This window comes from Pseudomonas oryzihabitans NBRC 102199 (assembly GCF_000730625.1).
Taxonomy (GTDB): domain Bacteria; phylum Pseudomonadota; class Gammaproteobacteria; order Pseudomonadales; family Pseudomonadaceae; genus Chryseomonas; species Chryseomonas oryzihabitans.
Genome location: NZ_BBIT01000002.1, coordinates 647,031 through 659,690 on the forward strand (window position 1 = coordinate 647,031; position 12,660 = coordinate 659,690).

Annotated in this window: 8 protein-coding genes; 7 read left to right on the plus strand and 1 reads right to left on the minus strand. The window is 67.0% G+C overall.

Going from position 1 to position 12,660, the window contains the following annotated elements; genetic code table 11:
- The first annotated feature begins 70 nt into the window (after positions 1 to 70).
- The 5 genes from tpx (at position 71) to POR01S_RS04455 (ending at position 9,697) form a co-directional block, all read left to right on the plus strand.
- The gene (gene tpx, locus POR01S_RS04435; protein ID WP_027599454.1) at positions 71 to 571 is read left to right on the plus strand and encodes a thiol peroxidase; all 501 of its coding nucleotides are present in this window, start codon (positions 71 to 73) and stop codon (positions 569 to 571) included.
- A 159-nt stretch (positions 572 to 730) separates the two neighbouring features.
- A complete protein-coding gene (locus POR01S_RS04440; RefSeq protein WP_042134024.1) occupies positions 731 to 1,966 on the plus strand; it encodes an MdtA/MuxA family multidrug efflux RND transporter periplasmic adaptor subunit in 1,236 nt (411 codons plus the stop codon).
- A gap of 9 nt (positions 1,967 to 1,975) precedes the next feature.
- On the plus strand, positions 1,976 to 5,107 hold the full coding sequence (locus POR01S_RS04445; RefSeq protein ID WP_042134026.1) for a multidrug efflux RND transporter permease subunit: 3,132 nt from the start codon (positions 1,976 to 1,978) through the stop codon (positions 5,105 to 5,107).
- A 1-nt stretch (position 5,108) separates the two neighbouring features.
- Entirely contained in the window at positions 5,109 to 8,219 is a 3,111-nt protein-coding gene (locus POR01S_RS04450; RefSeq protein ID WP_027602238.1) for an efflux RND transporter permease subunit, read from the plus strand.
- On the plus strand, positions 8,216 to 9,697 hold the full coding sequence (locus POR01S_RS04455) for an efflux transporter outer membrane subunit (protein ID WP_042134029.1): 1,482 nt from the start codon (positions 8,216 to 8,218) through the stop codon (positions 9,695 to 9,697). The genes POR01S_RS04450 and POR01S_RS04455 overlap by 4 nt, the downstream gene beginning before the upstream one ends.
- 301 nt (positions 9,698 to 9,998) lie before the next feature.
- On the opposite strand, the gene POR01S_RS04460 is transcribed toward POR01S_RS04455, so the two are convergent.
- Positions 9,999 to 10,310, minus strand: a complete 312-nt coding sequence (locus POR01S_RS04460; RefSeq protein WP_007158414.1) for an SCP2 sterol-binding domain-containing protein — start codon at positions 10,308 to 10,310, stop codon at positions 9,999 to 10,001.
- 259 nt (positions 10,311 to 10,569) lie between these two features.
- Between POR01S_RS04460 and sohB the strand changes: the two genes are divergently transcribed.
- Together sohB and POR01S_RS04470 are read left to right on the plus strand one after the other, a co-directional pair.
- Positions 10,570 to 11,595 carry a protease SohB gene (gene sohB, locus POR01S_RS04465; protein ID WP_027599449.1) on the plus strand — a complete coding sequence of 342 codons (1,026 nt, stop codon included), beginning with the start codon at positions 10,570 to 10,572 and terminating at the stop codon, positions 11,593 to 11,595.
- A gap of 50 nt (positions 11,596 to 11,645) precedes the next feature.
- The gene (locus POR01S_RS04470) at positions 11,646 to 12,638 is read left to right on the plus strand and encodes a YhdH/YhfP family quinone oxidoreductase (RefSeq protein ID WP_007158412.1); all 993 of its coding nucleotides are present in this window, start codon (positions 11,646 to 11,648) and stop codon (positions 12,636 to 12,638) included.
- Positions 12,639 to 12,660 lie beyond the last annotated feature (22 nt).

Here is a 12,660-nt window from a genome sequence, read left to right on the forward strand (position 1 = left end):
GCGTAACGCTTTGATCGGGTGCGGAAAACGTGTTTACTCCCTGTCCCGTCTCATGAGAAAGGAGCAGTTCATGGCAACCGTCAATTTGCGTGGCAACCCGGTCGAGGTGCAGGGCAACCTGCCGCAGGTCGGCCAGCAGGCCCCGGCGTTCAGCCTGGTCAACGGTGATCTGCAGGACATTACCCTGGCCAGCCTCGCCGGCAAGCGCAAGGTGCTCAACATCTTCCCCAGCGTCGATACCCCGACCTGCGCCACCTCGGTGCGCAAGTTCAACAGCGAAGTCGACAAGCTGGATAACACCGTGGTGCTGTGTATCTCCGCCGACCTGCCGTTCGCCCAGAAGCGTTTCTGCGGCGCCGAAGGCCTGGAAAAGGTGGTGAACCTCTCCACCCTGCGCGGTGCCGAATTCCTGCAGAACTATGGCGTCGCCCTGGCCAGCGGTCCGCTGCAGGGCCTGGCCGCCCGCGCCGTGGTGGTGCTGGACGAGCAGGACAAGGTGCTGCACAGCGAGCTGGTCCCCGAGATCGGCCAGGAGCCGGACTACGCGGCCGCACTCGCCGTTCTCGGCTGATCGCCGCCAACCCACCGCTCTGCGCGGTGGGCGTTTCGAAACGGGCAGGCGCCTTTTGTGTCTGCCCGTTTTGCTTTAGGTAAAATCGCGGTAAAGGGGCTGGTTAGCCGTCTCGCTACTGCTTATCTTCCGCCTTTCCCAGCGTGTACGTATCTTCCGATGTCCGACTCTTCGCCTCGCTCTTCCTCCCGTCGCCGACTGGTGTGGCTGCTCGTCCTCGTGGTGCTGGTGGCTGCGGGCGGCTGGTATTGGTATCACCAGCACGGCCAGAAGAACGAGGCCGCTGGCGGCAAGGGCGCGCGTTCGCCCTTCGGCATGACCGGCCCCACGCCGGTACGGGTGGTGGCGGTGGAGCAGCGCAGCTTTCCCATTGTGCGCAAGTCCATCGGCACCGTGACAGCGCTCAATACCGTCAATGTGCGCACCCGGGTCGCTGGCGAACTGGTGCGGGTGGCCTTCGAGGAGGGCCAGAAGGTCAAGGCCGGCGAGTTGCTGGCCAGCATAGATCCGCGTCCCTATGAAGTGGCCCTGCAGCAGGCCGAGGGCACCCTGCAGCAGAACCAGGCGCAGCTGCGCAACGCCGAGCTGGACCTCAAGCGCTACCAGGGGCTGTTCCGCGAAGACAGCATCGCCAGGCAGACCCTGGATACCCAGGAAGCCCTGGTCAACCAGTACCGCGGCACCCTCAAGAACAGCCAGGCGGCGGTGGCCGATGCCAAGCTGAATCTGGCCTTCACCCAGATCAAGGCGCCCATCGCCGGGCGCGTCGGCCTGCGCCAGCTGGACGGCGGCAACCTGCTGTCCGCCAACGACAGCACCGTGGTGGCCGTGATCACCCAGACCCAGCCGATCTCGGTGGTCTTCACCCTGCCGGAAAGCCAGCTGGGCGAATTGCTCAGGCGTGCCCGCGCCGGCCAGACCCTGCCAGTCGAAGCCTGGGATCGCGGCGGTTCGCGCAGGGTTGCCGACGGCACCCTGCAGAGCTTCGACAACCAGATCGACACCGCCACCGGCACCCTCAAGTTCCGCGCCCGTTTCGCCAACGGCGACGAGGCGCTGTTCCCCAACCAGTTCGTGACCGTGCGCGTGCGCGAGCAGGTGCTGGAACAGGCCCTTGTGGTGCCTTCGGCCTCCATCCAGTTCGGCTCCAATGGCACCTTCGCCTACGTGGTCGGGGCCGACAACAAGATCCAGGTGCGCAGCCTCAAGCTGGGGCCGGATGACGGCAGCCTGACCGTGGTCACCGAGGGCCTGGCCGCCGGTGACCGGGTGGTGACCGAAGGCACCGATCGCCTGCGCGAGGGCAACGAGGTGGAGGTGGTTACCGGGGCCTCGGCGGCGCCCAGCGAACCGGCCAAGCCGGCGGTACGCAAGCCCGGCAAGACCCAGGGCTGACCGGCCGCGATGGATATCTCGCGCCCCTTCATCCTGCGCCCGGTCGCCACCACCCTGTTGATGGTGGCGCTGCTCATCGCCGGTCTGCTGGCCTATCGCCTGCTGCCGGTCGCGGCCCTGCCGCAGGTGGACTATCCCACCATCCGCGTGCTCACCCTCTATCCGGGCGCCAGTCCCGACGTCATGACCAGCGCCGTGACCGCGCCGCTGGAGCGCCAGTTCGGACAGATGCCCGGCCTGTCGCAGATGGCCTCCACCAGCTCCGGTGGGGCCTCGGTCATCACCCTCAGATTCAATCTCGAGTTGGACCTGTCGGTCGCCGAGCAGGAGGTCCAGGCGGCGATCAACGCGGCCAACAACCTGCTGCCCAACGACCTGCCGGCGCCGCCGGTGTACAACAAGGTCAATCCAGCGGATACGCCCATCGTCACCCTGGCGATCAGCTCCAGGACCTTGCCGCTGCCCACGCTCTACGACCTGGTCGATACCCGCATGGCGCAGAAGCTGGCCCAGGTGAGCGGGGTGGGGATGGTCAGCCTGGCCGGTGGTCAGCGCCCGGCCGTGCGCATCCAGGTCGATCCGGACAAGCTCGCCGCCCACAACCTGACCCTGGCCGACGTGCGCAGCCTGGTCACCAGCGAAAACACCAACCAGCCCAAGGGCAGCTTCGACGGTCCCACCCGGGTCGCCACCCTGGACGCCAACGACCAGTTGCGCGACCCCAAGGCCTACGGCGACCTGATCCTCAACTACGCCGACAACGGCGCCCTGCGCCTGGGTGACGTCGCCACCATCGCCCAGGGTGCGGAAAACGACCGCCTGGCCGCCTGGGCCAATCGCAGCGGCGCCATCCTGGTCAATGTCCAGCGCCAGCCTGGCGCCAACGTCATCCAGACCGTCGACCGCATCCAGGCGCTCTTGCCCAGCCTCAGGGAAAGCCTGCCGGCCGGTCTCGACATCGCCGTGCTCAGCGACCGTACCGAGACCATCCGCGCGGCGGTCACCGACGTCCAGCACGAGATGCTGCTGGCGGTGGGGCTGGTGGTCATGGTCACCTTCGTCTTCCTGCGCCGCTTCAGCGCCACCCTGATCCCCTCGGTGACGGTGCCGCTGTCGCTGATCGGCACCTTTGGCGCCATGTACCTGGCCGGCTTCTCGCTGAACAACCTGTCGCTGATGGCCCTGACCATCGCCACCGGGTTCGTCGTCGACGACGCCATCGTCATGCTGGAGAACATCTCCCGGCATCTGGAAGAGGGCGCCACGCCCCTGGAAGCGGCGCTCAAGGGCGCCCGCCAGATCGGCTTCACCCTGGTGTCCCTGACCGTCTCGCTGATCGCGGTGCTCATCCCGCTACTGTTCATGCAGGACGTGGTCGGCCGGCTGTTCCGCGAATTCGCCATCACCCTGGCGGTGGCCATCCTCATCTCCCTGGTGATCTCCCTGACACTCACGCCGATGATGTGCGCCCGGCTGCTCAAGCGCGAGGAGGCCGCGGAACATCGACTGGTCTGGCTGGAGCGGCTGATCGCCGGCTACGGTCGCGCGCTGCGCTGGTCGCTGGCCAACCGGGCGCTGATGCTGATGCTGGCGGTCGCGACCTTCGTGCTCACCGCGGTGCTCTACCTGCTGGTGCCCAAGGGCTTCTTTCCGGCCCAGGACACCGGCTCCATCCAGGGCATCACCGAGGCGCCCCAGTCCATCTCCTTCCGCGGCATGAGCGAGCGCCAGCAGGCGCTGGCCGAGGTGGTGCTGCAGGACCCGGCGGTGGCGAGCCTGTCGTCCTACATCGGCGTCGACGGCGACAACGTCACCCTCAACAGCGGCCGCATGCAGATCAACCTCAAGCCGCAGAGCGAGCGCGACGTGACGGCCCAGGAGGTGATCGACCGCCTGCGTCCCGAGGTCGCCAAGGTGGTGGGCATCACCCTCTACATGCAGCCGGTGCAGGACCTCAGCGTCGAGGACCGGGTCAGCCGGACCCAGTACCAGCTCAGCCTGGACTCGCCCGATGCCAATCTGCTCGACACCTGGGTGCCGCGCCTGACGCAGGCCCTGCAGCAACGCCCGGAAGTCACGGATGTCACCAGCGACCTGCAGAACAAGGGCCTGCAGCTGTACCTGACCATCGACCGAGACGCCGCGGCGCGCCTCGGTGTCCAGGTCTCGGCCATCACCGACGCCCTCTACGACGCCCTCGGTCAGCGGCAGATCTCGACCATCTACACCCAGGCCAACCAGTATCGGGTGGTGCTGGCCAGCGCCGCCGCCGACAGCCTCGGGCCTGATGCCCTCAGCCAGGTCTGGGTAAAGGCGGGCAGTGGTACCTCGTCCAGCGGCAGCAGCGGCACCGGAACGGCCACCACCAGCGAAACGACCACGGACACCAGTCGCGCGCCGGTGCGGCTGTCCAGCCTGGTGAAGATGGAGCAGCGACCGACCCGGCTGGTGATCAACCACCTGAGCCAGTTCCCGGCGGTGACCCTGTCGTTCAACCTGGCCAACGGCGTTTCCCTCGGCGCCGCCGTGGCGGCCATCGATGCGGCCAAGCAGGAGATCGGCCTGCCGGTGGGCATCAACACCCACTACCAGGGCGCAGCGGCGGCCTTCCAGGCCTCGCTGTCCAGTACCCTGCTGCTGATCCTGGCGGCGGTGGTGGTGATGTACATCGTCCTGGGAGTGCTCTACGAGAGCTTCATCCATCCCCTGACCATCCTCTCGACGCTGCCCTCGGCGGCCATCGGCGCGCTGCTGGCCTTGCTGCTCACCGGCAACGACCTCGGCCTGATCGCGGTGATCGGCATCATCCTGCTGATCGGCATCGTCAAGAAGAACGCCATCATGATGATCGACTTCGCCCTCGATGCCGAACGGCACCAGGGGCTGAAGCCGGAAGAGGCCATCTACCAGGCGGCGTTGCTGAGATTCCGGCCGATCCTCATGACCACCCTGGCCGCGCTGTTCGGCGCGGTGCCGCTGATGCTGGCCACCGGCGCCGGCGCCGAGTTGCGCCAGCCGCTGGGCCTGGTGATGGTCGGCGGCCTGCTGGTCAGCCAGGTACTGACGCTGTTCACCACCCCGGTGATCTACCTGGCCTTCGACAGCCTGGGCGAGCGCCTGGGTCGGCGCAGGACGGTCTGAGGTGAATCTTTCGGCGCCCTTCATCGCCCGGCCGGTCGCGACCCTGCTGCTCAGTCTGGCGCTACTGCTGCTTGGCGCCATCGCCTTTCGGCTGTTGCCGGTGGCGCCCCTGCCGCAGATGGACTTTCCCACCATCACGGTCTCGGCGACCCTGTCCGGCGCCAGTCCCCAGGTGATGGCCTCCAGCGTCGCCACGCCGCTGGAGCGTTCCCTGGGCACCATCGCCGGCATCAGCTCCATGACCAGCCGCAGCAGCCAGGGCTCGACCCAGATCATCATCCAGTTCGACCTGGACAAGGACGTCAACACCGCCGCCCGCGAGGTGCAGGCGGCCATCAACGCTTCGCGCAACCTCTTGCCCAGCGGCATGCGCCAGATGCCGCGCTATCGCAAGGTCAATCCGTCCCAGGCACCCATCATGGTGTTCTCCCTGACCTCCAAGACGCTGAGCAAGGGCGAGTTGTACGACCTGGCGTCCACGGTGCTGGCGCAGAGCCTGTCCCAGGTCAACGGTGTGGGCGAGGTGCAGATCGGCGGCAGCTCCCTGCCAGCGGTGCGCGTCGAGTTGGAGCCGCGGCAGCTGGAGCACTATGGCCTGGCGCTGGACGACGTCCGCACCGCCATCAACAGCGCCAACCAGCGCCGGCCCAAGGGCGCGGTGGCCAATGACGAGCACAACTGGCAGATCCAGGCCAACGACCAGCTGTTCAAGGCGGCCGACTACGCGCCCCTGATCATCCGCTACCAGGATGGCGCGGCCTTGCGCCTGCGCGATGTCGCCAAGGTCAGCGACGCCGTGGAAGACCGCTACAACGCCGGCTTCTACAACGACCAGAGCGCCGTGCTGCTGGTGGTCAATCGCCAGGCCAACGCCAACATCATCGAGACCATCGCCGCGCTCAAGGCGCGCCTGCCGGCGCTGGAAGCCATCGTCCCGGCCAGCGCGCGTCTGGAAGTGGCCATGGACAGATCCGGGGTGATCAAGGCGACCCTGCACGAGGCCGAGCTGACCCTGATCATCGCCGTCTTCCTGGTGATCGGCGTGGTCTGGCTGTTCCTCGGTCGGCTGCGCAGCGCGGTGATCCCGGCCCTGGCGGTACCCATCTCGCTGGTGGGTACATTCGCCGTCATGTACATCCTGGGCTTTTCGCTCAACACCCTGTCGCTGATGGCCTTGATCCTGGCGGCAGGGCTGGTAGTGGACGATGCCATCGTGGTGCTGGAGAACATCGCCCGCCACATCGACAACGGCATGGCGCCGCTCAAGGCGGCCTACCAGGGTACCCGCGAGGTCGGCTTCACCCTGCTGTCGATGAACGTCTCCCTGGTGGCGGTCTTCGTCGCCATCCTCTTCATCGGCGGTATCGTCGAAAAGCTGTTCCGCGAATTCTCCCTGACCCTGGCGGCGGCCATCCTGGTGTCGCTGGTGGTGTCCCTGACGCTGACGCCCATGCTCTGCGCACGCTGGCTCAGGCCTCATGATCCGGCCACCGAAAGCCGCCTGCAGCGCTTCAGCGAGCGCGCCCATCGTCGCCTGGTGGCGGGTTACGACCGCAGCCTCGGCTGGGCGCTGCGCCATCGGCGCCTGACCCTGCTCAGTCTGTTCGCCACCATAGCGCTCAACGTGGCGCTCTATGTGGTGGTGCCCAAGACCTTCATGCCGCAGCAGGACACCGGCCAGCTGATCGGCTTCATCCGCGGCGACAACGCCCTGTCGTTCCAGGTGATGCAGCCGAAGATCGAGATCCTGCGCAAGTCGCTGCTGGCCGATCCGGCGGTCGCCAGCGCCTCCGGCTTCGTCGGCAGCTCCGGCTCCGGCAGCGGGGTGAACAACGCGGTGATGCTGATTCGCCTCAAGCCCATCGCCGAGCGCCAGCTGGATGCCCAGAAGGTCATCGAGCGCATCCGCGCCAATGCACCCAAGGTGCCAGGTGCCCAGCTGTTCCTCATGGCGGACCAGGACCTGAGATTCGGCGGTCGCCAGCAGAGCACCTCGTCCTATGAGTACAACCTGCTTTCCGGCGACGTCGGGCTGCTGGAAACCTGGCAGCCCAAGGTGCTGGCCGCGCTCAAGGCGCTGCCGGAGCTGACCGCGGTGGACGGTCGCGAAGGCAGCACCCAGCAGATCACCCTGCAGATCGACCGCGAGAAGGCCAAGCGCCTCGGCGTGGACATGGAGACCGTGGCCGCGGTACTCAACAACTCCTTCGCCCAGCGGCAGATCTCGACCATCTACGAGCCGCTCAACCAGTACAAGGTGGTGATGGAGATCAATCCGCGCTATGCCCAGGACCCGACCGTCCTCGAGCAGGTGCGGGTCATCACCGCCAGCGGCGCCCAGGTGCCGCTGGCGGCCTTCGCCTACTACACCAACAGCCTCGCCGAGGACCGCGTCACCCACGACGGCCAGTTCGCCTCGGAAAGCATCAACTTCGACCTGGCGCCGGATGTCAGCCTGGAACAGGCGACCCGGGCGGTGCAGCGCGCCGTGGCCGCCATCGGCCTGCCCAGCGATGTGCAGGGGCGCCTGGGCGGCTCCGCCAACATCTTCGCCAGCACCGTGTCCGGGCAGCCGCTGATGATCCTCGGCGCCCTGGTGCTGGTCTACATCGTGCTCGGCGTGCTCTACGAAAGCTATGTCCACCCCTTGACCATCCTCTCGACGCTGCCGTCGGCCGGGGTAGGGGCCTTGCTGGCCATCCAGCTCACCGGTGGCCAGTTCAGCCTGATCTCCATGCTCGGGCTGTTCCTGCTGATCGGGGTGGTGAAAAAGAACGCCATCATGATGGTGGACCTGGCGCTGCAGCTGGAACGCCAGCAGGGCCTGACGCCCGAGGAGGGCATCCGTCAGGCCTGCCTGCTGCGCCTGAGGCCCATCCTCATGACCACCATGGCCGCCATCCTCGGCGCCGTACCGCTGCTGATCGGCGATACCGAAGGCGCCGAAATGCGCCAGCCGCTGGGCCTGGTGATCGTCGGCGGGCTGGTGCTGAGCCAGATTCTCACGCTCTACACCACCCCGGTGGTCTATCTCTATTTCGAACGCCTGCGCCGCCGCGTCAATCGCTGGCGCGGCATCCGTACCGACGCTGCCCTGGATACGCCGCTATGACCCCAACCCTGCGCCTGCCGACGCTGACCCTGGCTCTGCTGCTGGCCGGCTGTACCCTGGGCCCGGACTACCAGCGGCCGACCACCACGGTGCCGGTCGCCTATCGCCACGCCGAAGGCTGGCAGGCGGCGGCGCCCAAGGACCTGGAGATCCGTGGCGACTGGTGGCGGCGCTATGACGATCCGACCCTCGACCGTCTGATGGTCCAGCTCAACCAGCGCAACCAGAGCCTGGCCCAGGCCGAGGCGACCTATCGGCAATCCCTGGCCCTGGTCAGCCAGGCACGGGCTTCGCTGTTCCCAACCCTCTCCAGCAGCCTGGGCGCCACCCGCTCCGGGCGCGGGGGTGGTTCGGGCAGCAACACCGTCATCCGCAACTCCAATGGCACCAGCAGCACCGTCAGCAGCGGTGGCTCCAGCACCATCAGCAACGCCTACGACGCCAGTCTGGGGGTGAGTTGGGAGCTGGATCTCTGGGGCCGCGTCCGGCGCCAGGTGGAGGCGGATCGGGCCTCTGCCCAGGCCAGCGCCGCGGAGCTCGCGGCCACCCGCCTGAGCCTGCAGACGCAACTGGCGACCAACTACCTGCAACTGCGCGTACTGGACGCCCAGCAGCGACTGCTCGACGCCACCGTGGCCGCCTACGAGCGATCCCTGCGCCTGACCCAGAATCAGTACCGCGCCGGCATCGTCACCCCGGCGGATGTGGCCCAGGCCACCACCCAGCTGAAGAGCACCCAGGCCGACGCCATCGACCTCAGGTATCAGCGTGCCCAGCTGGAAAACGCCATCGCGGTGCTGGTCGGCGAAGTCCCGGCCAATTTCCAGCTGGCCGCGGTCAAAACGATTCCCGAGTTGCCGCCGCTGCCGAGCGCCGTGCCCTCGACGCTGCTCGAACGTCGTCCGGACATCGCCCAGGCCGAGCGCCAGGTCATGGCCGCCAATGCCGCCATCGGCGTCGCCGAAGCCGCCTATTATCCCGACCTGACCCTGAGTGCCAGCGGTGGCTACAGCGCCAGCCAGTGGGGCAACCTGATCAGCACGCCAAATCGCTTCTGGTCGATCGGGCCGTCCTTTGCCCTGTCGCTGTTCGATGGCGGCCTGAGACGCGCTCAGGTGGAGTCCGCCGAGGCCAGCTACGACGCCAGCGTCGCCGGTTATCGCCAGACCGTGCTCGCGGGCTTCCGCGAGGTGGAAGACTATCTGGTGCAGTTGAGTACCTACAGCGACGAAGCCGGCGTGCGCCAGGAGGCCCTGGATGCCGCGCGCCGCGCCCTGCAACTGGCCGAGAACCAGTACCAGGCCGGCCTGATCGGCTATCTCGACGTGGTCACCCTGCAGACCACCGCCCTGAGCAACGAGCGCACCAACCTGACCCTGCTCGGCAGTCGCCTCAGCACCAGCGTCCAGCTGATCGCCGCGCTCGGCGGTGGCTGGGATGGCAATCTCACGACGCCCGCACCGCCACGGCGGCCCTGATCCTGAGCAGGAAAAAGCCGCGCAGCTTCTGGATTGTCGAGGCTGCGGGCGCGCCAGCGGTCGAGGCACGACGGCCGATCACCGGCGCGCCGGAGCGGATGGAGCTGAACGCTTGCGTGGATAGCCCCCTCTCCCTGCGGGAGAGGGCTGGGGTGAGGGGGCTCTTTGCCGCGAAGTCCCCAGTGGAACAGGCTGCGCCGTTTTCCACGCTACTGCACGGGAGGGCAACGTCACGCCCCAGCGGCCCTGACGGCGGGCACAAAAAAGCCGGGCGATGGCCCGGCTTTTTCACGACTGGCGCTTAGTTGGGGAAGAGTTCGCCCAGCTTCATGCTCAGCATCATGTTGCCTTCGACGCGCAGCTTGCCGGACATGAAGGCCTGCATGCCGTCGGTCTCGCCGCTGACGATGCCGGCCAGGGTGGCCTGGTCCATGATCAGGGTGCAATCCGGGTCGGCGGCGTCGCCCTGCTGGACGTCGCAGGTGCCGTCCTTGACGACCACGTAGTAGTTGTCACCACCCTCGACGTCGAATTGATAGGTGAGGTCCAGGCCGGCCGCGGCGGAGGGGTCGAACTTGCTCTTCAGGGTGGCGATGGCTTCGGCTGCGCTCATGGCGAGGGTCCTTGTGGTCTTTTTCGATGAGGCCCACTCCAGGCGGAGGGGCAGGGCACTCGACCGAGGGTAGGGGGCGACAGGAGGCCTGTCAACGGATATTCATACGCTTGTTTGAAAGGCGCGGGCGCATGCCCGGCCGGATCACGGCCCACGGCCGGCCTGTGCAGAAAGACCGCCCGGGAGTCGCCGAGTTTCTATCGGTCGGGCGACTCGGTATGCTGGGCAGGGCACTGCTGCCGCCATCCTAGGAGAGTCCGTGGAGTTTCTTGCCGACTATGCCAGTTTCCTGGCCAAAACCGTCACCGTGGTGGTCGCCATCATCGCCGTGCTGCTGTTCACCGCCGCCGTTCGCGGCCGCAACCGGCGCAGCTCGGCCGGCCAGCTGCAGGTACAGAAGCTCAACGACTTCTATCGCGATCTGCGGCTGAGGTTGCAGCAGAGCGTGCTGGGCAAGGAGGCCTTCAAGGCCCTGCGCAAACGCGAGACCAAGGCCGAGAAGACCAAGCGCAAGAGCGAGACCGGCAAGTCGCGGGTCTATGTGCTCGACTTCCATGGCGACATCAAGGCCACGGCCAACGAACACCTGCGCAACGAGATCACCGCGGTCCTGACCCTGGCGACGCCCAAGGACGAGGTGGTGGTACGGCTGGAAAGCGGCGGTGGCCTGGTGCACAGCTATGGCCTGGCCGCCTCCCAGCTGGCGCGCATCCGCCAGGCCGGGATCCCCCTGACCATCTGTGTCGACAAGGTGGCCGCCAGCGGCGGCTACATGATGGCCTGCATCGGCGATCGCATCCTCTGCGCGCCCTTCGCCATCCTCGGGTCCATCGGCGTGGTCGCCCAGTTGCCCAATGTCCATCGCCTGCTGAAGAAGCACGACGTGGACTTCGAGGTCTTCACCGCCGGTGAGTACAAGCGCACCGTCACCGTATTCGGCGAGAACGACGAGAAGGGCAAGGAGAAATTCCAGCACGACCTGGACACCACCCACGTCCTGTTCAAGAACTTCGTCTCCCACTACCGGCCGCAGCTCAACATCGACGAGGTCGCCACCGGTGAGGTCTGGCTGGGCCAGGCCGCGCTGGGCAAGCAACTGGTGGACGAACTGCGTACCAGCGACGAATACCTGGCCGAACGGGCCCAGGTGGTCGAGGTCTTTTCGCTGCGTTTCGTCGAGAAGAAATCCCTGCCCGAACGCCTGGGCATGGCGGCGAGTCTCGGTGTCGATCGTCTGGTGACCACCTGGTGGGAGCGTCTGGGCGAGTCGACCCGCTGGCGCTGAGGTCCATAGGACGGGCGGCCCCATAACAAGACTCCAACGGAGGTTCTGCGATGAGCAATTTTCAGGCGCTCTGGGTAACCGAAGGGGCCCATGGTGCTTTTCGGCAAGAAGTGGTGACACGCACCCTGGACGACCTGCCCGCGGGCGAGGTGCTGATCCGGGTGCGCTACTCCTCGCTCAACTACAAGGACGCGCTCTCGGCCATCGGCAACCGCGGCGTGACCCGGCGCTATCCCCATACCCCGGGGATCGACGCGGCGGGCGTGGTGGAGCAGTCCAGCGCGGGCGAATTCGCCGTGGGCGACGAAGTCCTCGTCACCGGCTATGACCTCGGCATGAACACCCCCGGCGGCTTCGGCCAGTACATCCGGGTGCCGGCCGCCTGGGTGATCCGGCGCCCGGACAATCTCGGCCTGCGCGAGGCCATGGTGCTGGGCACCGCGGGTCTCACCGCGGCGCTGTGCGTCGAGAAACTGGAACAGATGGGCCTGACCCCGGAGGCCGGCACCGTGCTGGTCACCGGCGCCAGTGGCGGCGTGGGCAGCCTTGCGGTCAAGCTGCTGGCGCGACTCGGCTATCACGTGGCGGCGTCCACCGCCAAGCTGGAGCGCGCGGAGTGGCTGCATCGCCTGGGCGCCCGGCAGATCCTCGACCGCGCGACCCTGGCCGATGGCGTCGGCAAGCCGCTCCTGGATCAGCAGTGGGCCGGAGCGGTGGATACCGTCGGCGGCGACATCCTCTTCAACGTCATCAAGTCGCTGGAATACGGCGGCAGCGTGGCCTGCTGCGGCATGACGGCGGGCACCAAGTTCGAAGCCGGGGTCTTTCCCTTCATCCTGCGCGGAGTGAATCTGCTGGGCGTGGATTCCGTCGAGTTGCCACTGATGGCCAAGGCCGCGCTCTGGGACAAGCTTTCGGTGCAGTGGAAGCTGGACGACCTGGACAGCCTGACCCGCGAGGTCGGCCTGGAGGAACTGCCCGATACCATCAGCCAGATCCTCGCCGGCAAGATGGTGGGCCGGGTGGTGGTCGATCTCGGTTGAGCGAAGGCCAGGCAAAAAGAAA